The organism is Sphingomonas sp. SP2 (genome assembly GCF_058313385.1).
In genome coordinates, this window is record NZ_JBZFLD010000001.1 from 1,265,927 (window position 1) to 1,287,608 (window position 21,682).

Genomic DNA, 21,682 nt, shown 5'->3' on the forward strand with positions numbered 1-21,682 from the left:
ACCTCTTCTGCCTGGACGGCGCTCCCGGTCAGGAAGCGCCGTCCATCGTCAGTCTGGGCGCGTTCAGAACTTGAACGTGACGCCCGCCTGATAGCGCCGGCCGTAGCGCTGATAGTCGATCACGCGAAGGTTATCGCCCGGGACGGTGGTCACGAACGGCTCGTTCGTGAGGTTCTGCCCCTGGAGGAAGATCGACAGGCCTTCGAGGGCACTGCCCGGCTGGAAGTCGTAGCCGACCTGCGCGTCGAGGATCGTTTCCGCCTTCGCCTGGCGCCGCTGGATGTCGCCGCCGAGCCCGACCACGTCGCCGAGGTAGGTCGAACGGTAACGGACCGAGCCGCGCGCCGAGAAGCCCCACTTTTCGAAGAAGAGCGTGCCGTTGGCGACGTGCTTGCTGTAGCCCGGAATGGCGGTGATTTCGCCATTCTGGCCGGCCCGGACGCGGCTCTTGGTGTAGCCGTAGCCACCCGTGAGACCGAAGCCGTCGAGGGCGCTGACGAACTCGCCGAACGGCAGGGTGCCGGCCAGTTCGAAGCCCTTGATGTTGCCGCCGCCGACGTTGATCGGCTGGGTCGTCACGCCCGGGATGCCGGCCGGGATGATCCCGCCCGGCGCTTCGGCCAGCGGAAGGCCGGTATAGTCGAACGCGACGGTCCGGCGATCGACGTAGTTCTTCAGGTCCTTGTAGAAGAACTGTGCGGCCAGATAGCCCTTGATCCCGAAGTACTTCTCGAACGTCAGGTCGACGGCGTTGGCGCGATACGGACGGAGCAGCGGGTTGCCGCCACCGCCCTCGACGCGCTGGTTGGTCGCCGAGTAGCTGTAGTCGAACGAGTTGCGCATGTCGTCGATGCGCGGGCGCTGCATCTGCCGCGCGGCAGCGAAGCGGATGACGAAATCGGAATCGGTGCGGAGCGACAGGTTGAGGCTCGGCAGGATGTCCCAATATTTGTCGCCGCGGGTCTGGCGGGTGAAGGTCGTGCCGACCGTCGCCGCGCCCGTCGAGGACTGGTCGGTGTGGACCGCCTGGACGCCGACATTGCCGGTCAGCTTCGACGTGCCGACTTCATGGTCGATGTTCGCCATGAGATAGGCGGTCGTGACCTTCTCGCTGATCTCGTACGCCTTGCGGGCGACATCGGCGTTGGGATTGCGGACCTTCTTGTAGAAGCCGTCATTGAGCAGCGCGACGGGATCGTAGCTGATGACCGGGCCGAGGCCGAGATAGTCGAGCTGGGTCGGCTTGAGCAGATACTGGTCCGGAACGCGCTGCTGCGCCGCGCCGCTGGCGAGGACGAGGAAATATTCGTCCGGCGTGAAGTCACGCGAGCGATCGGTGTAGGCGAGGCCGCCACGGACGCTCGAGATGAAGCCGCCGATCTCGCGCTCGAGGTCGCCGCGATATTGGGTCAGGCGATCCTTGAGGATGCGGTCGTTGTAATAGCCGTCCTGGCCCGCGGTGACACCCGGGACGCCGCCACCCCAGCCCATCGGCGAGGTGAGCTGGATGAGGCTCGGATCCGAATAGTTGAGCGTCGGCTTGAAGGTGCAGCCGGTGGTGCCGCAGGTGAACTGGATCGTGTCGCGAACGCCGACGCCCTGGCCACGGCCGGTACCGGCGTTGGTCTCGAGGTTCAGCTCGTTGCGGTCGGTCCGCGAGTGGCTGATGTCGAGCGAGCCCTTCCAGCCGTTGCCCGGCTTCCACTCGAGGTTGATGCCGCCCGAGTAGAGGTCGGCCTCACGCTGCAGCGCGTGGTTGTTCACCACCGCCTCGATGTCGGTGAAGGTGCCGCTGGTGACGACGCCGTCGGTGACGGTGGCATTGCTCAGCGCGGCCGAGGTCCAGCCGAACGCACCACCCAGCGGAAGCTCGATGCCCCGCTTGATGATGTCGTCCTCGAAGTGCGAATAGAAGCCGTCGACGGTCAGTCGGACGCTGTCGGTCACGTCGGCCTGGAAGGTGCCGGTGATGCCGGCGCGCTTCAGCTGGGTCGAGGTGACGAACGACTTGTTGCCGTCGATCAGGCGGGCGCCGTTCGGGCCGTTGGTGCCGAAGCCCCAGGCGTTATATTCCTTCACCTGGTACGGCTCGTCGACGTAGCTCGCCGACAGAGCGATGCCCATCGTGTCGTTGGCGAACTGGTCGACATAGGTGGCGTTAGCGCGCCAGCCATATTCTTTCGAGCCCGAGTTGAGCTTGCCGAGGCCGACCTTCGATCCCTTGAGACCGACCGCGATCACCTGCCGCTTGCTGTCGAGCGGGCGGGCGGTGCGGATGTCGACGGTGCCGACGAGGCCCTGACCGATGATGTTCGGCGTGAACGTCTTGTAGACGTCGACGCGGTTGACGACTTCCGACGGATACTGGTCGAACTCGACGCCGCGATTGTCGTTGGTCGAGGTCTGCTCGCGCCCGTTGAGGAGGGTCGTCGAGAAGTCGGGGCCGAAGCCGCGGATGGCGATGAAGGCCGAGCGCCCGTTGAGGCGCTGCGAGGTCAGGCCCGGAAGGCGGGCGATCGATTCACCGATCGAGGCGTCGGGCAGCTTGCCGATGTCTTCGGCCGACACCGACTCGACGATCTGCTCGCTGTTCTTCTTCTTGTTGATCGCGTTCTCGAGCGCGCGGCGGAAGCCGGTGACGACGACCGTGTCGTCGGTCGCGGCGGCTTCGGTGGTGGCCGGCTCGGACGGGTTCGAAGCCGTCGGGGCAGTCGTGGTCTGGGCGGCCGCCGGAGTCGCGACGAGCGCGAAACCAAGGGCCAGCGGGCTCGCGGCCAGCGCGAGACGGCTCGTAAATTTGGTAGATGTCATTGTCGTGTTCACCCCTCCTCGGACAGGCGCAATGCTTTCCGCAACGAGCGCCACGTCACGCCACTGAAACCTACCAGTCATTTCCCGGGTGAACAGGATAAGGGCCGGGTATACATACGTATTCAGCCCGCTACACTGTGGCTTCCATGACGCAGCGGCGACCGACATCCTTCGATATTGCGGCGCTGGCCGGCGTTTCGCAGCCGACGGTCAGCCGCGCGTTGAGCGGCAATCCCGCGGTCAGCGCCGAGACTCGCGCCCGAGTCCTCGCGGCCGCCGAGCAGCTCCATTACAAGGTCGACAAGAACGCCAGCGGATTGCGCCGGCAGCAGAGCCGGACGCTCGCGCTCCTCTTCTTCGAGGACCCGACGCCCGACGAGACGCTGATCAATCCCTTCTACCTGTCGATGCTCGGCGCGATGGTCCGCACCTGCGCGGCGCACGGCTACGACCTCCTCATCAGTTTCCAGCAGCTCTCGGACGACTGGCACGTCGACTATGAGGACAGCCGCAAGGCCGACGGCATCATCCTGCTCGGCTACGGCGACTATCTTCTCTACCGGCCACGGCTCGAGCAGCTGGTCCGGCGCGGCGCGCATTTCGTCTGCTGGGGCAATCCGCGGGCGGGCGAATTCGGCGCGATCGTTGGTTCGGACAATGAGAGTGGCGGCTACGAGGCCACCCGCCACCTGCTCGGTACCGGCCGCCGACACGTCGCCTTCATTGGCACCGCGACCGAGGCCTATCCCGAATTCCTCGACCGCTACCAGGGCTACGTCCGGGCGCATGATGCGGCGAACCTGTCGGTGCTCGACGGGCTTCGCGTCGCAGCCGGTCCGAGCGAGGAGGAGGGGCGTGCCGCCGTCGCCGAGCTCGAGAGCCGCAAGATCGCCTATGACGCCATCTTCGCCGCTTCGGACCTTGCCGCGATCGGCGCGATGAAGGCGCTTCAGGAACGCGGCCGCCGCGTCCCCGAGGATGTCGCGGTGGTCGGCTTCGACGACCTCGCCGCGGCCGGCTATGCGAGCCCGCCGCTGACCAGCGTGTCGCAGGACGCGAAGGCCGCCGGGACCGCGCTGGTCGAAGCGCTGATCGAGCGGATCGAAGGGCGCGAGAGCGCGCCGAGATTGCTCCCGGTCGCGCTCAAGGTGCGGGGCTCAAGCCTCGTCTGAAGCGGGGCGGCGGGCGTAGAGTCCGTAGGCCGCAATCACCGCATAGCAGGCCGCCGGGAGCAGCAGCGCGATCGCCAGCCGGCCGCTCGTATCGGCCAGCATCCCGGTCAGCAGCGGCACGACCGCACCGCCGAAGATGGCGATGTTGATGATCCCCGAACCGTCCGCCGCGCGCGCGCCGAGCCGCTCGCAGGCGAGGCTGAAGATGGTCGGGAACATGATCGAGTTCATCAGGCCGATCGCGAGGAGCGTATAGGCCGCGATAGCGCCGGTGCTGTTGGTCGAGATGAGGATCAGCGCGATCGCGCCGGTCGCGACCATCGCCAGCAGCGCGCCGGGGTTGATCACGCGGAGCAGGGCCGAGCCGATGAAGCGACCGATCATCGCGCCGCCCCAGTACATGAAGATCATGTCGCCGGCGCTGCGTTCGCTGAGGCCCAGGACCTGCTTTTGCTGAAGGTAGCTGACGATGAGCGAACCGATCGAGACTTCGGCGCCAACATAAAGGAAGATGCAAAGGGCGCCCCAGCCGAAGCGCTTGCGGCGAAGGAGCGAGAAGCCGGCCAGCGGCGAGCTATGCTCGTGATGCTCGCCATGCAGGCGATTGCGGAACAGGTAGACCGCACCGGCAATCACCAGCAGCGCGACCGCAAGGCCGATATAAGTGTGGGTGATCGCGCTGGTTTCGGCCGCGCGATAGCTGTCGAGCGCGGCACCGGTCAGCTTGCTCGCATCGACATTGGCAAGGCTGCCGAGGATCAACGCCGAGCCGACGATCGGGAAGACCGTGGTGCCGAGGCTGTTGAAGGCCTGGGCGAAGGTCAGCCGGCTGTGCACCGTCTTTTGCGGCCCGAGCATGCTGATCAGCGGATTGGCGACGACCTGCACGATGACGACACCGCTCGCGAGGATGAACAGCGCGAACAGGAACAGGCCGTAAGTCGCGGTGCTCGACGCAGGGATGAAGAGCAGGCAGCCCGCCATCATCACGAGCAGGCCGGTCATCGCTCCGCGCATGTAGCCGATCCTTTTGACCAGCTGCGCGCCGGGGATTCCGATCACCAGATAGGCGGTGAAGAAGCAGAACTGGACCAGCATCGCCTGCGTGTAGTTGAGCGTGAACAGCTCTTTCAGCTTGGGCAGGATGACGTCGTTGAGGCTGGTGATGCCGCCGAAGATGAAGAATAGCGCGAATACGAAATAGCGCAGCTCGGGGGCATCGACGCCGCCCTCCGCACCCTTGACTTCCGAACTGGTCGGCGCGGCGACGGCCATGCTTCATTCCCCCTGATGTGAGCGTTCACGTGTGAGCATAGGACGTGCCGCTGTCACCTGTGAATACCTATTCTGCTGCAGCGCACAAAGGATTGTTCCGGCTCGGATATCCTGCTTGGTTGCGGCGCTGAGGAGAGTGTGATGGATCAGGTGACGGGTCGGCTCGAGAAGCCGCGCCAAAGCTGGGCGGGACTGTGGAATATCTCGTTCGGCTTCTTCGGAATCCAGATCGGGTTCGCGCTCCAGAACGCCAACATGAGCCGGGTCTTCCAGTCGCTCGGCGCGAGCCTCGACGACTTGCCGGCTTTGTGGGTCGCGGCACCGCTGACCGGACTCCTCGTCCAGCCGATCATCGGCTTCATGAGCGACCGGACCTGGCTCGGCCGCTTCGGTCGCCGCCGGCCCTATTTCGTCGCCGGTGCGCTGCTCGCGGCGCTGTCGCTGTTCCTGATGCCGCTTGCGCACGTCTTGCTGATGGCAGCACTGCTGCTGTGGACACTCGACGCCAGCCTCAACATCTCGATGGAGCCGTTCCGCGCCTTCGTCGGCGACCAGTTGCGCAAGGACCAGCATACCGCCGGCTATGCGGTGCAGACCGCCTTCATCGGCGCCGGCGCCGTGGTCGGGTCGATCTTCCCCTATCTCCTCGAGCATTGGGGCGTCAGCAATATCGCCACCACCGGCAACATTCCCGACACGGTGAAATGGAGCTTTTGGGCGGGCGGTGCGGCGCTGTTCCTGGCGGTGGCCTGGACCGTACTCACCACCCGCGAATATTCGCCCGAGCAATTGCGCAGCTTCGGCGAGGAAGTGAACGAAAGCGGCGGCGACACCATTCGCGCGCTCGCCTCGCGCAGCTACGCGACCAGTCTTGCCTGGATCGCCGCCGGCGCGGTGGTCGTCTTCGCCGTCGCCGAGCTCGCGCTCGAGAAGGAAGTCTATCTCCTCGGCGGGCTGCTTGCGGCCTACGGCATCCTCTCGGCGATCGCCATTGCCTCGGCCAAGAGCGGGCGCGGTGCGGGCATGCTCGGAAGCCTCGTCGGCGACTTTTCCGGCATGCCGCCGGTGATGAAGAAGCTCGCGCTGGTGCAGTTTTTCAGCTGGTCGGCGCTGTTCATCATGTGGATCAACACGACGCCGGTGGTCGCGCAGAATTTCTTCGGCTCGGCCGATCCCGCTAGCCCGGCCTTCCAGGAAGCGGGCAACTGGGTCGGCGTCTTGTTCGCGGTCTACAATGGCGTCGCGGCGGTCGCGGCGCTTGCGCTGCTCCCGGCGCTCGCGGCGCGGATCGGCAAGGCCCGAACCCACGCGCTCTGCCTCACCGCCGGCGCGCTCGGCTATGCTAGCTTCTTCCTGTTCAAGGATCCCCAGCACCTGCTGATCGCCGAGATCGGGGTCGGCATCGCCTGGGCCTCGATCCTCGCCATGCCCTACGCCATCCTCGCGAGCAGCCTGCCGCAGGCCAAGCTCGGCACCTACATGGGTCTGTTCAACATCTTCATCGTCGTTCCGCAATTGCTGGTCGCGACGGTGATGGGGTCGATCATGAAGGCCTTCTTCCCGGGCGAGCCGATCTGGACCATGGCCTTCGCCGCGGCCGTCATGGGGCTGGCGGCGCTTGCGACCTTGCGGGTCCGCGAGGACTGAGCGCCCCGCCGGGCGTCACTCGGCGGCGGCGAGCACCGTCGTGTCGGAGGCGTCGAGTCCAAGCTGCGAGCGATAATAAGCGATCGTCGCGCGAAGGCCGTCGTCGAGCGCGACCCGCGGTTGCCAGCCGAGTAGCTCCCGGGCGCGCTCGATATCGGGCTTGCGCCGGCGCGGATCGTCCTGTGGCAGGGGGCGGTAGGTCGACATGCTGCGTGAGCCGATCAGCGCGAGAACGCGATCGACCAATTCCGATACGGTCAACTCATGGGGGTTGCCCAGATTGACCGGTCCGGGCTGCGGACCGTCGAGCGCCATCATCGCCATGATCCCGTCGACCAGATCGTCGACATAGCAGAAGCTTCGGCTCTGGCTTCCGTCGCCATAGACGGTGATCTCGGCTTGCAGGAGGGCCTGGCAGATGAGGTTGCTGACCACCCGGCCGTCCTCGGGGTCCATCCGCGGTCCATAGGTATTGAAGATCCGCACCACCCGGACATCCGCGCGGCCGGCGCGGTCGAAATCGAAGGCCAGCGTCTCCGCGGCGCGCTTGCCTTCGTCGTAACAGGCACGCGGTCCGGTGCAGCTGACCCAGCCCCGGTAATCCTCACGCTGCGGGTGACGCTCGGGGTCGCCATAAACCTCGCTCGTGGAGCTCAGAAGGTAGCGCGCGCCATGCGCCTCGGCGAGGCGCAGCAGGTTGCGGCTGCCCATCACGCTCGTCAGCAACGTATGCTCGGGATCGGCCTGGTAGGCGGGCGGCGAGGCCGGACAGGCGAGGTTGTAGACATGGGTGAAGCGGCTGCCGGTGACCGCGGGGGGCAGGGGTTCGATCACGTCATGCTCGACCAGCCGGTAATCGCGTCCGGCCGTCAGATGCGCCAGATTCTCGTGGCGTCCCGTCAGGAAATTGTCGAGCACCGTCACGTCGGCGCCGCGGGCGAGCAGACGGTCGACCAGGGTGGAGCCGATGAATCCGGCACCGCCGGCCACCAGCGCTCGTTCCCCTGACCGTGATGCCATGTTCAAACTCTCCTGGCTGATCGCGGATGGCGAACGCCCCATGCGGCTCTTCGGAGCCATGATCGTGAAGCGCCGTACCTGCCTTGGCTCGGCGGAGCGATAGCGCGTGACTGGCGCTGCGCAATGCCTCCCCGTGCCGGCTGCCTCGCCAGACCTTCCGGCGGACCGCATTTGGCGGCCGATCGAACGCTGAAGATGGCATTGCCACGTCGCCCGCGCGCGGCAATGACGGTCCGGGCATGACCGACCTCACCGCCTTCCTCGAGCATCTCTCCCGCGTCGCCCGCAGCGTCACCCTCGACGCGCCGGTGCCGGCCGCCGACAACAAGGCCGGGGAGGGTGCGTACGACCCCGTCACCGAACTCGACCGCGCCGCCGAACGCCTGCTCCGCGCCGAGATCGAGCAGGTCTTCCCCGAGGACGGGATCGAGGGCGAAGAATATGGCGTCGTGCGCGACCATGCGGCGCGGCGCTGGCTGCTCGATCCGATCGACGGAACCCGCGCGCTCATCTGCGGCCTGCCGAGCTGGACCACGCTCGTCGCCCTGGTCGAGGACGGAACGCCCGTCGTGGGAATGATCGACGCACCGGCGCTTGGCGAGACGATGATCGGGCTGCCCGGCCGGACCACGCGCAACGGCCGGCCGATGCGCGTGTCGGGCTGCACCGCGCTCGGCGATGCGCGCCTTTCGACCACCGATCCCTTTCTCTTCAGCGGGCCCGATTTCGCCGCCTTCGACCGGATCCGCCGCGCGGTCCGTCTCGCCCGCTACGGCTATGACGCGCTCGCTTATGCGCGGCTCGCCGACGGCCATTTTGACCTCGTCATCGAGAACCAGCTCAAGCCCCACGACTGGGCGGCGCTCGTCCCCGTCATCCGCGGGGCGGGCGGGGTGGTCGGCAACTGGCAGGGCGGCGAGGACCTTTCCGGCGGCGCCATTGTCGCCGCCGCGACGCAGCCGCTGTTCGATGCAGCGGTCGCGCTCCTCAACAGCGCGGAGTGATCAGACGGTAATCGCCTCGACCGTGTCACGGCGGCTGACCAGCAGACTGTCCGCGACCAGCCGCAGCGGTTCGGCATCGACCAGGCTCGTCCGGCGATCGATGAGGTCGGCGAAAGTCGCGTAAAGGTCAGGATATTCGCCGACGTTGGTGCCCGGCACCTCCTCGCCGTTGAGCAGCAGGCGCGCCCCGCCGTCGACCAGCTTCAGCTGTTGCCCGTCGCCGGTCTCGATCGCGATCGTCCATTCCTCGCCATCGGTCTTGCGCCAGTCGAGGCTTGCGCTCAGCGGGCCGTCGGCGATCGGGCTGTCGAACTGGAGTTCGGCGGCGATCGGCGTCTGCGCATTGGCCGGGTAGGACAGTCGTCCCTCGCGCACGAACAACCGCCCGGGGAGGATCGCGGTCGCGACCGAGAAGGCGTTGATCCCCGGGTCGAACACCCCGAACCCGCCGGGCTCGAACACCCATTGCTGGCCCGGATGCCATTTGTGCACATCCTCGTGCCAGGTGATCGCCATCGCGCGGATCCGCTGGCCGGCGAGCAAGGTCCGCGCCGCCGCGACCCCGGCATTGTGCTGGGCATGCCAGGTGGTGAAGAGCGTCACGCCCTTCGCCGCCGCCAGCCGCTGTAGTTCCTCGACCTCGCCCAAGGTCGCGCAGGGCGGCTTTTCGAGCAAAAGGTGAAGCCCGCGGGCGATGCACTCGCGCGCGATGTCGAAGCGCGGCCCGGGCGGGGTGGTGATCGCCGCCGCCTCGATCCCCTCGACCCGGTCGAGAAGGTCGCGCCACTCGACGAAATTGGGCGCCGGGCCCTTGCCCTGCCGACTGCTGCTTCCGGCGAGCACGAACCGGTCGTTGCCGGCGATGGCCGGGACATGCTGATCCTCGGCGATCTTGCCGAAGCCGATGATGGCGATGCGGATCGGCTTCATGCCCGGACCGCCTCGACATAAGCCGCCGCGCGCCGGTGCACCTCGTCGGCGCTGCGCCCGGGCGCGAACACGCCCGAACCGAGGCCGAAACCATTGGCGCCCGCGTCCATCCACGGCTTCATCCCGTCGGGCTGGACACCGCCTACGACCAGCACCGGGACCGACCGCGGCAGCACCGCACGCTGCGCCTTCAATACGGCGGGGGTCGCGGCTTCGGCCGGGAAGAGCTTCAGCGCCTGCGCGCCCGCGTCGAGCGCCACGAAAGCTTCGCTCGGCGTGAAATAGCCGGGCGCGGCGACCATCCCGGCCTGGACCGCCGCGGCGATCACCTGGGCATTGGTATTGGGGGCGACGATCAGCCGTCCGCCGGCATCCTTCACCCGCGCGACGCTGAGCGTGTCGAGCACAGTTCCGGCCCCGACCAGAGCGCGATCTCCGAGCGCCTGCGCCAGCCGGTCGATGCTCTCGAACGGCTGCGGGCTGTTGAGCGGAACCTCGATGATCCGGATTCCGGCCGCAAAGATCGCCTCGCCGACCGCCACCACTTCCTCCGGCGTGACCCCGCGGATGATCGCCACCAGCGGGCATTCCCCGAGGTAGCGCGTGAAATCCTCGTCGGCATTCATGACAGATGCTCCACTATGGCCTCGGCGCCGGCCAGGAAGGCTTGCTCGCCGTCGACCTCACGGTTCGGGCGGCCGACCTGGGTCAGCGCTGCCGAGAAGAGCCGGGTCAGCGCGCCGCGGCCCATGACGACGACGTCGCCGTCGGGAAGGTCGGAGAGGCCGGTGCGAAAATCGGCGCCGATCAGCAGCCCGCTGACGAAGCTCGCCACCTGATATTCGGGCAGTTTCCCCATCAGCACGCGGGCCCTGACGGTGAACAGATCGGCGGTCAAAGCCCGCCCTTCGAAGCCGCGCGCGACGCCCTCTCCGAAGGGCTCGCCCGGCGCCGCCTCGGTCTCGAGCCAGGCTTTCAGGAGGCTGCCGTGCTTCAGCAGGCTGAACATCTCGCCCGTCATCACCGTCCGGAAGCGGGTCAGCCGCCCGCCCTCGAGCAGCGCCCATTTGTTGTGCGTGCCGGGATGGCAGATGATCGCGTCAGGGGCGCAGAGGCCCGCCGCGACCGCGCCGAAGAACTGCGTTTCCTCGCCGCGCATGACGTCGGCCCGAACCCCGTCCTCGAAGGAAGCGCCCGGGACGATGAAGGCGCGCTCGCCCTCGACCGGGATCAGACCGTAGACGAGGCCCTGGAGGTCGAGCGGGCAGGGAAGGTAGGGTGCATCGATCCAGCCGCCGCGTGCGCCGACCATTCCCGCGAGCAGCAACGGCACGTCGCCGAGCCGCCGCCTTATGCCAGCGACCTCGTCGGGAAAGCCGCCCTTGGGCACGCTGGTGAAGCCGAGGTCGTCCGCGAACTCGCCGGTGACCTTGCCGCCCTCGACCCGCCACGCCCGGCGGTTGGTCGTGCCCCAGTCGACCGCGATGTATCCGTCTGTCCACATGCCCGAACTCATTGGCAAGAAAAGCGACGAAGCGCGACTTGTGTCCCTACCAATGCCCGGGCGACCCGTTATTTTGCCTCTGCCATGGACGTCACCTGCGTAGCCGATGTCAAAGCGCTGCTGGGCGAGGGGCCGCACTGGGACCCTGCGACCGAGGCGCTGACCTTTGTCGACATCAAGGGCCGCCGCGCCTTCCGCTGGCGCGACGGACAGCCACTCGAGGAATTCGCCACGCCCTATCGCATCGGCAGCCTCATTCCGCGCGCCGGCGGCGGCCATATCGCCGGGACCGACCGCGGGATCGTCGCGGTCGACCTCGCCCGCGAGCGCTACGACCTCCTCTTCGATCCCGAGGAAGAGCGCGACACCAACCGCTTCAACGATGCCAAGGTCGACCGCACCGGCCGCCTCTTCGCGGGCACGATGGACGACGAGGAAAAGGCCGCCAGCGGTGCCTTCTACCGGGTCGATCGCAACCTCATCTGCACCCGCGTCGACGACGGCTTCAAGGTCACCAACGGTCCTGCCTTCAGTCCCGACGGCAAGGCCATGTACGCCAACGACAGCGCGCTTCAGGTCACTTACCGATACGACCTCGCGCCCGATGGCACCCCGCTCAACCGGCGCGAGTTCGCCCGCTTCGGCGCGGGCGAGGGTTATCCCGACGGGATGACGGTGGACGCCGAGGGCTGCCTGTGGATCGCCTTCTGGGACGGCTGGTGCCTGCGCCGCCTGTCCCCCGAGGGCGAGTGCCTGTCCGAGCTTCGCCTGCCGGTCCAGCGCCCGACCAGCTGTGCCTTTGGCGGCGCCGCGCTCGACCGTCTGTTCATCACCTCGGCCCGGATCGGGCTGACGGAAAGTGACCTTGCCGCGCAACCATATGCTGGCGGGCTCTTTATGACCCTACCGGGCGTCGCCGGGATCGCAGACCTGCCCTTCGCGGGCTGATCCGCCTTTTGTTCAGTGCTGCCGAGGGAGGCAACCATCGCCAATTTCATGTTCGCCACGGGGATCGAGAACAGCATTCCCACGATCAACGGCGGCCGGACCCGGGTCGACCAGATGGAAGCATCCAACCATTACCAAAGGTGGCAGGAGGACTTCGACTGCGTCGAGGAGATCGGCATCCAGTATCTCCGCTTCGGGCCCCCGATCCACAAGACCTTCCTCGCGCCCGGCAAATATGACTGGGAATTCGCCGACCTCACGCTGAACGACCTGCGCCGCCGCGACATCACCCCGATCGTCGACCTCTGCCACTTCGGCGTGCCCGACTGGATCGGCAATTTCCAGAACCCCGACTTCAGCCAGCAATTCGCCAACTACGCCGCCGACTTCGCCGAGCGTTACCCCTGGATCCAGCTCTACACGCCGGTGAACGAGATGTTCATCTGCGCCGCCTTCAGCGCCAAATATGGCTGGTGGAACGAGCAGGAGCAGACCGACCGCTCGTTCGTCACCGCCCTGAAGCACATCGTGAAGGCCAATGTGCTCGCGATGACCGAGATCCTGAAGCGGCGTCCCGACGCCATCTTCATCCAGTCGGAATCGTCCGAATATTTCCATGCCGACAGCCCGGCCGCGATCGGCCCTGCCGAAGTGCTCAACAGCCGCCGTTTCCTCAGCCTCGACCTCAACTACGGGCGCCGGGTCGACAGCGAGATGTACGAATATCTGATGGATAACGGGATGACCCGGGAGGAATATCACTTCTTCCTCGGCAACCGCCTCAAGCAGCACTGCATCCTCGGCAACGATTATTACTGGACCAACGAGCATCGCGTCCATGCCGACGGCCACACCGAGGCCTCGGGCGAAGTGTTCGGCTATTCCGAGATCACCCGCCAGTATCACAATCGCTATCGGCTCCCGATCATGCACACCGAGACCAACCTCAAGGAAGGTCCGACGGGGCAGGAAGCCGTGCAGTGGCTGTGGAAGGAGTGGGCCAACGTCCTTCGCCTGCGCAACGTCGGCATTCCCACCGTCGGCTTCACCTGGTATTCGCTGACCGACCAGGTCGACTGGGACACCGCGCTTCGCGAGCAGAACGGCAACGTCAATCCGCTTGGCCTGTTCGACCTCAATCGCAACATCCGGAACGTCGGCAAGGCCTACAAGCAGCTGATCAAGGACTGGCGCGACGTGCTTCCGGCCTCGTCGGTCTGCCTCGCTGTTCCGGTCAAGCCGCTGCACCAGGCCGTCTGGCCGCCGGTCACCACCCCACCCGGCGAGCGCAAGGAGACGCAGGACAAGGGTCTCGCCCTCGGCAACCAGGACCAGCAGACTCCGGAAGCCGCCTGATGCCCTGTCCCGAACTGAAAATCGGCCGGATCGAGACCTTCCTCGTCCCGCCGCGCTGGCTGTTCGTCCGCGTCGAGACCGTCGACGGGGCGGTCGGCTGGGGCGAGGCCAGCCTCGAGGGCCATGCCGAGGCGGTTGCCGGTGCCTTCGAGGCGATCCGCGACCGCTTCCTCGGCCACGACGCGCGGCGTATCGAGGACATCTGGCAGATCGCCTATCGCGGCGGCTTCTACCGCGGCGGCCCGGTCCTGATGAGCGCGCTGTCGGGCCTCGACCAGGCGCTCTGGGACCTCAAGGGCAAGGCGCTCGGCGTTCCCGCCTGGGAGCTGATGGGTGGCCGGGTCCGCGACAAGGTCCGGGCCTATGCCTGGATCGGCGGCGACCGGCCGCACGAGATCGCCGACGCCGCCCGCGCCCGCAAGGAACAGGGCTTCTCGGCGGTCAAGATGAACGCCACTGCCGAGCTCGACTGGATCGGGACGCCGCGCCTGTTCGACGAGGTGATCGAGCGGGTGAAGGCGGCGCAGGCCGCGGGCGTCGACGTCGGGCTCGACTTCCATGGCCGCGTCCACCGCGCCATGGCCAAGCAGCTCGCCAAGGTGCTCGAGCCTCTGGGCCTCCTCTTCATCGAGGAACCGCTGCTGAGCGAAAATCCCGAAGGCCTCGCCGACATTGCGGCGCTCACTTCCACCCCGATCGCGCTTGGCGAGCGGCTCTACAGCCGGTGGGACTTCAAGCGTTTCTTCGAGACCGGCGCGGTCGACATCATCCAGCCCGATCTCAGTCATGCCGGCGGTCTGTCCGAATGCCGCCGGATCGCGGCCATGGCCGAAGCCTATGACGTGGCGGTCGCGCCGCACTGCCCCCTCGGGCCGCTCGCGCTCGCCGCCTGCCTCCAGCTCGCCGCCACCGCGCCCAATGTCGCGATTCAGGAAATGAGCCTCGGCATCCACTATAACGTGGGCCACGACCTCCTGAACTTCATCACCGATCCCGAGGTGCTGACCCCCGACCAGGGCTATCTCCACCTGCCGCAGAAGCCCGGCCTCGGGGTGACGATCGACGAGGCGATGGTCCGCGAGGTCGCCAGGGAGGGCCATCGCTGGCGCAACCCGATCTGGCGCCAGCACGACGGCAGCTTCGCCGAATGGTGAGCTGAAGCCCCGTCCCGGCGCGACGCAGCGGGAAGGGCCGCAGGATCAGGCCGCCTTGCGGTCCTTGGCGTAGGGCACGCCGTCGAGCCGCGCCGCCAGCGCCGCCAGTTCGGCCCCGGCCTCGGCATCGGCGCTGCTGTAGCGCGCGTCGGCCTCCTGCTCTTCCGCGCTCAGTTCGCGAAAGTAGGTGATCGACAGCCGCCGGCCGAAGACGTCGTCGCCGCGCATCTTCAGTTCGGGGTCAGCGCCTTCGGGCAGGCTGTCCCGGATCGCCGTCAATGTGGTGATCAATCGATCGAGCGACGTATAGTCGCTGACTTCGACAAAGTCCTTCACGCGTGTCCGCATGGTGTCCATCCCTCCCCGGATAACGGGGTGTGTTTCGCGCCGGTGACTCGCCGGCGCAACCTGATTTGACCCACTTATCCCCAGATCAGTTGCCGCCGACTGAACATGTCGCCAAGAACGAGTTCATATGACGACCCCGACCGACCGGATCACGCTCTGCGCTGGCAATCTCGAACTGGTGCTAAGCCCCTGTATTGGCGGAGCAATCCAGCGTTTCACCTGGGTCGGCGGCGGAAGGCGCGTACCGCTCATGCGCGAAAGCCACAGTGACGCGGATACTGTTCTCGATCAGGCGAGCTTCCCGCTCGTGCCGTTCGTCAATCGCATCCGCGACGGCCGCTTCACCTTCCGTGGACGGACCGTCACGCTCCGCTCCAACATGGCGGGAGACATCTCGCCGCTCCACGGCCAGGGCTGGCTCGGCGAATGGGAGGTGGTCTCGGCCGGCAACCAGGATGCCGAGCTGCACTTCGTCCACGATGCCGGCGAATGGCCCTGGTCCTATGACGCGCTCCAGGTGTTCGCGCTCGACGAGCAGGGCCTGTCGGTCCGTCTCGAATGCCGCAACACCAGCGACAGCCCCATGCCGTGCGGCCTTGGCCAGCACCCCTATTTTCCCTGCACCGCCGAGACCCGCATCCGGACCGAGGTCGCCACTGCCTTCGAGATCGACGCGAACGTCCTTCCGACTGGCGAGGTCCCGGCGACCGGCCGCTTCGACCTCTCCGACCGCGCGGCCTGCGGGCAGGGGCTCGACCATGGCTTCGGCGGCTGGGGCGGCGAGGCCCTGCTCAGCGATCCCGCCTGGCCCGCCGACCTCCGCCTCTCGAGCCCGCAGGCCCGCTTCTTCCAGCTCTATTCGCCAGCGGCCGGCGGAATCGTCGTCGCGGAGCCCGTCACCCATGCCAATGCCGCGCTGAACGAGCCCGAAGCGCGCTGGCCCGAACTCGGGATGCAGGTCCTCGAGCCCGGCGAGAGCATGCGCCTCGACATGCGGCTTGAGCTGGTGGACCGCCCGCAATGAGCCTCAGCCTCATCGCCACCGGCACGCTCGGCAGCTTCCTCGCCGGCCAAGCGACCACGCTCGGCGCGCTTCCGGTCTTCTTCATGCGCTCGATCAGCAAGCGCACCGAAAACGCCTTCCTCGGCTTTTCCGCGGGTATCATGCTCGCCGCCAGCTTCTTCTCGCTGATCATCCCGGCGCTCGAGGCCGCGGGCGACCTTCACGGCGGCAACAAGAGCCTCGCCTCCTTCATCGTCGCCGGCGCCGTGCTGCTCGGCGCGACCACGCTTCACCTCGTCAACCGCTACGCGCCCCACGAGCATTTCATCTCCGGCCCGATGAGCGGCGCCGAGCGGAGCAAGCTCGCCCGCATCTGGCTGTTCGTCATCGCCATCTCGCTCCACAACTTTCCCGAAGGGCTCGCGGTCGGCGTCAGCTTCGGCAGCCCCGACCAGGCGGCGGGCTATGCCACTGCCTTCGGCATCGGCCTCCAGAACGTGCCCGAGGGCCTCGCCGTCGCCCTCAGCCTCGCCGCGGTCGGCTATGGCCGGCTCTTCTCCTTCCTCGTCGCGGTGTTGACCGGTTTGATCGAGCCGCTCGGCGGCTTCATCGGCATCGGCGCCATTTCGATCTCGAGCGAACTCCTCCCCTGGGGCCTCGGCTTTGCCGGGGGGGCGATGATCTGGGTGGTGTCGAGCGAGATTATTCCCGAGACCCACCGCGACCATCAGGAAGGCATCGCGACCTATGCCTTGATGCTCGGTCTGTCGGTGATGATGGTGCTCGACTGGACCTTCGGTTGAGGGTCCGGCGTTGGACCGGACATGCAACGATCCTGGGTCAGCAATCGTGATCGGGCGGCCGCCATCATCGGCGTGGTCGCGGTCCATGTCGGCGTCCTCGCCGCGCTGCTGACCCTCGGCAGCGGTCCGGCGAAGGTCATTGCCGGGCTCGATCCGCTGCAGGTCTTCGACGTCCCCATCGATCCCCCGCCGCCACCGCCCCCGCCGGTCGCGGTGGAGGTGAAGAAGGCGCCCGAAAAGGAAGGCGCCGCCGCGCCCCCGGCGCGCAAGGCCGATGCTACCCCCGTCGTCCAGCCGCCGCCGAAGGTCGAGCTTCCCGTCACCTCGCCGGTGGTCGCCGCTGAAAAGCCCAACACGGGCGCGGCTCCGACGCAGGGCGCGGCGCCGGTCGACGGGCCCGGCACGGGCGCCGGCGGGCAGGGCAATGGTACGGGCAGCGGAAGCGGCGGCAACGGGACGGGCGGGGGCGGCTCGGGCGGCGGCACCGGGCCCTCCGTCATCGAGCGGACCAAGCTCACCGGCCGAAGCTATCCGCGCGAGGTGCTCCGCGCCTGGCCCTCGGGCCGCCCGGTGTTCGTCGCCGTCCGGGTCCAAGTCGACGGCCGCGCCACCGACTGCAAGGTCAACCGCTCGAGCGGCAATCCGATCGTCGACCAGTGGACCTGCCGGCTGGTCGAGGAACGGGTGCGCTTCCGCCCGGCGATCGACGACAATGGCCAGCCCTATGTCCGCTGGTACGGCTACATCCAGACCCCGGTGAACTTCTAGTCGCGCACCTCGACCGGATCGATCCAGCGGTCCGGGCCCTGCCGCGGGAGCCATTCGAAATCACTCGGCGCCCACGCTTCGACGGGATTGCCGGCCCGGTCGCGCGCCGGCGCCCAGCGCAGCCGCCGGAGCGCCGACGAACAGGTCGCCTGGTCGAGCACCGCAATCCCGCTCGACCGCGTGATCCGGCAGTCGCGCGGCCGCCCGTCACGGCCGATCAGCAATCGGAAGAAGATATGCATGGGCCGCCGCAGCTCGAGCCCGCGCGGCAGGTCGCGGTCGAGGATGTCGCCCGAGAGATATTCAGGCCCTTCCGCGACCCCGCCATTGCCCCCGCCGCCGGTGCCATTGCCGAACCGCCCTGCGCCGAGCCCGTCGCCGACCCCGCCGCGGCCCGTCCCCGGGCCGTCGATCGGCGCCGCCCCGGCCTTGGGCTGGCTGCCGGTGCCCGCGACCGGCGCGGCGGGCAGCGGCGGCGGCACCGGCAGGCGCACCACCGGCTCGGGCGCGACCACTTCGGTCGGCGTATTCTTCTTCGCCGGCGGCGCCGCCGCGCCCTCGGGATCCTTGGCCCGCTCGGTCGGCTTGGGCGCAGGCTCCGGGAGCATCGGCGTCGCCGGCGGCTCGGGTTCCTCGGGCCGGATGTCGATCAGTGCCAGCGGCTCGGTGAGGACCGTTGGAACGCTCGTCACCCCGAGGCCCGTCAGCAAGGCATAGGCAAGGCCGGCGTGGACCAGCGCGACGAGGGTCGCGGATCGGGCCCGGTCGGCGGGAGAGGCGAGGGGACGGCGCACCAGCCCTCTTTGTCAGCCCGCCGCTGAACTCGACCTTGCTTGATTGCCGTGCTGGGCGAGCAAGGCGGCCGTCACCGTGATCGGGTTGATCACCCGGTCTGCGCCCGCCGCTTCGGCGATATCCTCATTGTCGTGGTTGCGGATGGTGAGCGCGATATCGAGCGCGGGTGCGAGCTTGCGGGCGCTCAGCACGATGAGTATCCCGGTATCGTCGCGGCCTGCCGACACGATCAGCCGCCGCGCGGCATTGATCCTGACCGCTTCGAGCAATTCGTTGCGGCTGGCGTCGCCCTGGATCACCGCGACCCCCAGCGCGCGCGCTGCCTCGCACGGCTCGGGCTGGCAGTCGATCACCACCAGTTCGTCCGCCCGCGTGCCCTCGGCCAGCAGCCGTTCGGCGGTGGTGCTCCCGTTCCGTCCGAAGCCGGCGATGATGATATGGCCGCTGAGGCCCTCCTGGATGCGCGCCATGCGCCACCTTTCCCAAACGCGTTTGAAGAGAAGCTCGAAGGCCGTCCCGAGGAAGATCAGCCAGATGAACAGCCGGATCGGGGTGAGCAGGAAGGCGTCGATCAGCCGCGCCTTCTCGGTCACCGGGACGATGTCGCCATAACCCACCGTCGTGATGGTGATCATCGTGAAATAGAGCGTGTCCGCGAAGGTCACGGCCCCGTCGATATTGTCGCGCAGCCCGTCACGGTCGAACCACAGCAGCAGGAAGGCGCTGACCAGCAGTCCCAGCGCAAGCAGCGCACGAAGCCCGAGCGTCCGCCACGGCGAGCGCATCGATCGGCGGGAAAGGGCGGGAAGCTCGCGGGTCATTGAGAGGTCGGAACGATCATCCCCGCGCATGGCTCCCCCGCGATCTGGCCCCGGGGACAGGTTGGACCCAAATCGTTTCGCAAGCATTCTGACTTGGTCATGCGGTTCGCTGTCGGGGGAGATCGTTCGATGCCTGCGTCCTTCATTCGCTTCGGGGGGCTTGCAACCCTATCCCTCGCAGCCGTGGCGCTTCCGCTCCCCGCCCAAGCGCAGCAGGCGGGCCAGCTGATCGCCGCCGACCCGGTTGTCGAAACCCCCGCCGGCACGCAGGCGTGGAAGGTGCGCTACTGGACCCGCGGCGATCGCGGCGACCTCCGTCAGGTCACCGGCATGGTCGTCGCCCCCCGCGAGGGCCAGCCGCGCCAGCCGCGCCCGGTCATCGCCTGGACCCACGGCACCTGGGGCACCGCCGAACTATGCGCCCCCTCGCTCAGCCCGAATTTCTTCACCGCGACCGCCGCGGTCGATGCCGTGCGCCGCGGCTATGTCGTGGTCGCGCCCGATTATGTCGGCCTCGGCAATCCCGGCCCGCACCCCTATCTCGTCGGCACCATCACCGCCCGCTCGGTCCTCGACGGGCTGCGCGCGGCGGGCTCCATCCCTGGCGCTTATGCGGGCAGCCGCTACGCCGTTTGGGGCGAAAGCCAGGGCGGCCATGCCGCGCTTTGGACCGCGCAGCTCCAGCAGGCCGAGGGCGCCGGCCTGACCCTGGTCGGGACCGCCGCCGCGGCGCCGCCGACCGATCTTGCCGCCAACCTCCGCCAGTCGAGCGATGCCAATGCCAAGGCTTTCTTCACCTCGCTCGTCGCTGACAGCTGGTCGCGCTATTACAATATCCCGCTGACCCTTGGCGCACGCCGCACGCCCGGCCTCATCCAGCGCCTCGCGGGCAATTGCATCAAGATCGATTCCAAGCCCAAATTCTCGACCCTCCTCGGGATCCTCGCTCTTCGTCAGGACCTCCGCCGCGTCGACCTCGCCGCGACCCCGCCCTGGGCGAGCTTCGTCGCCGCCAACAGCACCACGCCCGTCAGCCGGGTCCCGGTCCTGTTCGCGCAGACCGTCGGCGATCCCCTCGTCGCGCCCGCCGTCACCCGCGCCTTTGCGCGCCGAATGTGCACCAACCGGGTCCGGGTCCGCTGGATCGACCTTCCCGGCAAGGACCATCCGACCACCGCCAAGCAGAGCGCCGCGGCGACCATCGACTGGATCGACCAGCGCTTCGCCGGCGCCCCCGCGCCAAGCGACTGCGGACGTTTCTGATCAATCACGCCAGGGGAAAGACCATGAAGCCTTTGATCGCCACCGCCGTCCTTGCGCTCGGAGCCTCCGCCGCAACTGCCTCGACCCCGCAGGCCTGGGCCCAGCTCGACCGCCAGGTCAATCGCGCCTGCCTCCTCGCCTCGGGCCTCCGGCAGGCCAAGATCATCCCCGACAAGGCGAGCTTCTCCGACCGCGTTCCGGTCGAGATCCGCATCGTCGAAGGCTATAATCGCGGCAACGTCATCGACGTGAAGCTCTGCGCCTACGACCGCCGCACCAAGCGCGCCACCACCACCGAAGCCACCGGCCGCCTCGGCGTCTATCGGCGCTAGAGACGTTCAGGGCGCCGGCTAACCCCGTCTTTACTCGGCGCACCTAGACCGACCCCCTCGTCATCCGGGGGAATGCAGTGAACGATCATATCTGGGTCAGCAGCATGCGAGCCGACCCCTCGCTCGGTCGCGACCTGGTCGCCAACCTTCCCGAGCCCTCGTTCGAGGAAGCGATGGAGAATATGAAGGTTGCGAGCCAGGGACTGCCCGCCGGCCCCGGCTATTGCCCGCGTCGCCTTTCGGCCGAGCCCTTGCACGGGACCCGGAAGGCGACGGCCGGCAAGCTTGCGCCCGGGCCGCTGTTCGAGGCCGGCGGTCGCCTGATCGTCAACTCCGCTGCCAAGGCAGTCATCGAGCGCTTCGATCTCGGAGGCGGGGAACTCCGCCTGCTCGATGGCGGCGTCTGGGCGCCCGATCCTGCCGAGCGCCATCCCGACGACTTCTATTGCTGGGTCATCGGCAACAGCAAGAAATGCTTCTCGGAAGCACATTCTCCGGAAATCCCCGGCCGTGGCGGACCCTCGCCGCGCTACGTCTGCCTGATGCCGTGGCCGATGCGCGACGACATCGCTTTCGTCACCCGCGACGCGCTCGACGGCCCGGACATGTGGGTCGACAAGGGTCTGCTCAATTCGGTGTTCCTCAGCCGCGCGCTTGGTGACGCGCTCGTCGCCGCCGGCCTCGGCAAGGCCTTCCGTCTCTATCGGTCGCCACTGCTCTAGCGGCGC

21 protein-coding genes are annotated in these 21,682 nt (G+C 67.7%); 12 read left to right on the forward strand and 9 right to left on the reverse strand.

Annotation, left to right across the window (positions count from 1 at the left end; all coding sequences use genetic code 11):
* Positions 1–63: 63 nt before the first annotated feature.
* Positions 64–2,811: a TonB-dependent receptor gene (locus tag AC4GYU_RS06450; protein ID WP_491086068.1), complete on the reverse strand. Its 2,748-nt coding sequence runs from the start codon at positions 2,809–2,811 to the stop codon at positions 64–66.
* A gap of 146 nt (positions 2,812–2,957) precedes the next feature.
* Here AC4GYU_RS06450 and AC4GYU_RS06455 point away from each other — a divergent pair, with 146 nt between their 5' ends.
* Complete coding sequence (locus tag AC4GYU_RS06455; protein WP_491086069.1) at positions 2,958–3,983, forward strand: LacI family DNA-binding transcriptional regulator; 1,026 nt, start codon at positions 2,958–2,960, stop codon at positions 3,981–3,983.
* Here AC4GYU_RS06455 and AC4GYU_RS06460 read toward each other — a convergent pair.
* Entirely contained in the window at positions 3,969–5,258 is a 1,290-nt protein-coding gene (locus tag AC4GYU_RS06460; protein WP_491086070.1) for a sugar MFS transporter, read from the reverse strand. The two genes, AC4GYU_RS06455 and AC4GYU_RS06460, sit on opposite strands and share 15 nt — an antisense overlap.
* A 141-nt stretch (positions 5,259–5,399) precedes the next feature.
* Here AC4GYU_RS06460 and AC4GYU_RS06465 point away from each other — a divergent pair, with 141 nt between their 5' ends.
* A complete protein-coding gene (locus tag AC4GYU_RS06465) occupies positions 5,400–6,905 on the forward strand; it encodes an MFS transporter (RefSeq protein ID WP_491086071.1) in 1,506 nt (501 codons plus the stop codon).
* A gap of 15 nt (positions 6,906–6,920) precedes the next feature.
* On the opposite strand, the gene AC4GYU_RS06470 is transcribed toward AC4GYU_RS06465, so the two are convergent.
* Complete coding sequence (locus tag AC4GYU_RS06470; protein WP_491086072.1) at positions 6,921–7,925, reverse strand: UDP-glucuronic acid decarboxylase family protein; 1,005 nt, start codon at positions 7,923–7,925, stop codon at positions 6,921–6,923.
* Positions 7,926–8,164: 239 nt separating this feature from the next.
* Here AC4GYU_RS06470 and AC4GYU_RS06475 point away from each other — a divergent pair, with 239 nt between their 5' ends.
* The gene (locus AC4GYU_RS06475; protein WP_491086073.1) at positions 8,165–8,929 is read left to right on the forward strand and encodes an inositol monophosphatase family protein; all 765 of its coding nucleotides are present in this window, start codon (positions 8,165–8,167) and stop codon (positions 8,927–8,929) included.
* On the opposite strand, the gene AC4GYU_RS06480 is transcribed toward AC4GYU_RS06475, so the two are convergent.
* Genes AC4GYU_RS06480 through AC4GYU_RS06490 form a run of 3 tightly spaced genes read right to left on the reverse strand, consistent with a single transcriptional unit; the run spans position 8,930 to position 11,363 of the window.
* Positions 8,930–9,859, reverse strand: a complete 930-nt coding sequence (locus AC4GYU_RS06480; protein ID WP_491086074.1) for a Gfo/Idh/MocA family protein — start codon at positions 9,857–9,859, stop codon at positions 8,930–8,932.
* The gene (locus AC4GYU_RS06485) at positions 9,856–10,485 is read right to left on the reverse strand and encodes a 2-dehydro-3-deoxy-6-phosphogalactonate aldolase (RefSeq protein ID WP_491086075.1); all 630 of its coding nucleotides are present in this window, start codon (positions 10,483–10,485) and stop codon (positions 9,856–9,858) included. Before AC4GYU_RS06485 ends, AC4GYU_RS06480 begins: the two co-directional genes overlap by 4 nt.
* Positions 10,482–11,363: a 2-dehydro-3-deoxygalactonokinase gene (locus AC4GYU_RS06490; protein WP_491086076.1), complete on the reverse strand. Its 882-nt coding sequence runs from the start codon at positions 11,361–11,363 to the stop codon at positions 10,482–10,484. Before AC4GYU_RS06490 ends, AC4GYU_RS06485 begins: the two co-directional genes overlap by 4 nt.
* Positions 11,364–11,447: 84 nt before the next feature.
* Here AC4GYU_RS06490 and AC4GYU_RS06495 point away from each other — a divergent pair, with 84 nt between their 5' ends.
* Genes AC4GYU_RS06495 through dgoD form a run of 3 tightly spaced genes read left to right on the forward strand, consistent with a single transcriptional unit; the run spans position 11,448 to position 14,821 of the window.
* A complete protein-coding gene (locus AC4GYU_RS06495) occupies positions 11,448–12,311 on the forward strand; it encodes an SMP-30/gluconolactonase/LRE family protein (protein WP_491086077.1) in 864 nt (287 codons plus the stop codon).
* Positions 12,312–12,326: 15 nt separating this feature from the next.
* Entirely contained in the window at positions 12,327–13,667 is a 1,341-nt protein-coding gene (locus AC4GYU_RS06500; RefSeq protein ID WP_491086078.1) for a family 1 glycosylhydrolase, read from the forward strand.
* On the forward strand, positions 13,667–14,821 hold the full coding sequence (dgoD, locus tag AC4GYU_RS06505; protein WP_491086079.1) for a galactonate dehydratase: 1,155 nt from the start codon (positions 13,667–13,669) through the stop codon (positions 14,819–14,821). The genes AC4GYU_RS06500 and dgoD overlap by 1 nt, the downstream gene beginning before the upstream one ends.
* 45 nt (positions 14,822–14,866) lie before the next feature.
* Here the strand turns inward: dgoD and AC4GYU_RS06510 are convergent, their stop codons facing one another.
* Entirely contained in the window at positions 14,867–15,169 is a 303-nt protein-coding gene (locus AC4GYU_RS06510; protein WP_491086080.1) for a hypothetical protein, read from the reverse strand.
* A 127-nt stretch (positions 15,170–15,296) separates the two neighbouring features.
* Between AC4GYU_RS06510 and AC4GYU_RS06515 the strand changes: the two genes are divergently transcribed.
* From AC4GYU_RS06515 to AC4GYU_RS06525, 3 genes are read left to right on the forward strand one after another with little or no spacing between them, the layout of a single operon-like run.
* Positions 15,297–16,193 (forward strand): aldose 1-epimerase, encoded by an 897-nt coding sequence (locus tag AC4GYU_RS06515; RefSeq protein ID WP_491086081.1) that lies wholly within the window; start codon positions 15,297–15,299, stop codon positions 16,191–16,193.
* Positions 16,190–16,975, forward strand: coding sequence for a ZIP family metal transporter (locus tag AC4GYU_RS06520; protein WP_491086082.1), 786 nt, complete (start codon positions 16,190–16,192; stop codon positions 16,973–16,975). The genes AC4GYU_RS06515 and AC4GYU_RS06520 overlap by 4 nt, the downstream gene beginning before the upstream one ends.
* Before the next feature lie 21 nt (positions 16,976–16,996).
* The gene (locus tag AC4GYU_RS06525) at positions 16,997–17,743 is read left to right on the forward strand and encodes a TonB family protein (protein ID WP_491086083.1); all 747 of its coding nucleotides are present in this window, start codon (positions 16,997–16,999) and stop codon (positions 17,741–17,743) included.
* Here AC4GYU_RS06525 and AC4GYU_RS06530 read toward each other — a convergent pair.
* Together AC4GYU_RS06530 and AC4GYU_RS06535 are read right to left on the reverse strand one after the other, a co-directional pair.
* Complete coding sequence (locus AC4GYU_RS06530; RefSeq protein WP_491086084.1) at positions 17,740–18,537, reverse strand: energy transducer TonB; 798 nt, start codon at positions 18,535–18,537, stop codon at positions 17,740–17,742. The two genes, AC4GYU_RS06525 and AC4GYU_RS06530, sit on opposite strands and share 4 nt — an antisense overlap.
* A 12-nt stretch (positions 18,538–18,549) precedes the next feature.
* Positions 18,550–19,323, reverse strand: a complete 774-nt coding sequence (locus AC4GYU_RS06535; RefSeq protein WP_491086085.1) for a potassium channel family protein — start codon at positions 19,321–19,323, stop codon at positions 18,550–18,552.
* Between the two features lie 219 nt (positions 19,324–19,542).
* Between AC4GYU_RS06535 and AC4GYU_RS06540 the strand changes: the two genes are divergently transcribed.
* The 3 genes from AC4GYU_RS06540 to AC4GYU_RS06550 all read left to right on the forward strand — a co-directional run bounded on the left by AC4GYU_RS06540 (position 19,543) and on the right by AC4GYU_RS06550 (position 21,676).
* Complete coding sequence (locus tag AC4GYU_RS06540; protein ID WP_491086086.1) at positions 19,543–20,622, forward strand: lipase family protein; 1,080 nt, start codon at positions 19,543–19,545, stop codon at positions 20,620–20,622.
* Positions 20,623–20,645: 23 nt separating this feature from the next.
* On the forward strand, positions 20,646–20,954 hold the full coding sequence (locus AC4GYU_RS06545; protein ID WP_491086087.1) for a hypothetical protein: 309 nt from the start codon (positions 20,646–20,648) through the stop codon (positions 20,952–20,954).
* Positions 20,955–21,031: 77 nt separating this feature from the next.
* Positions 21,032–21,676, forward strand: coding sequence for a hypothetical protein (locus AC4GYU_RS06550; protein ID WP_491086088.1), 645 nt, complete (start codon positions 21,032–21,034; stop codon positions 21,674–21,676).
* Positions 21,677–21,682 lie beyond the last annotated feature (6 nt).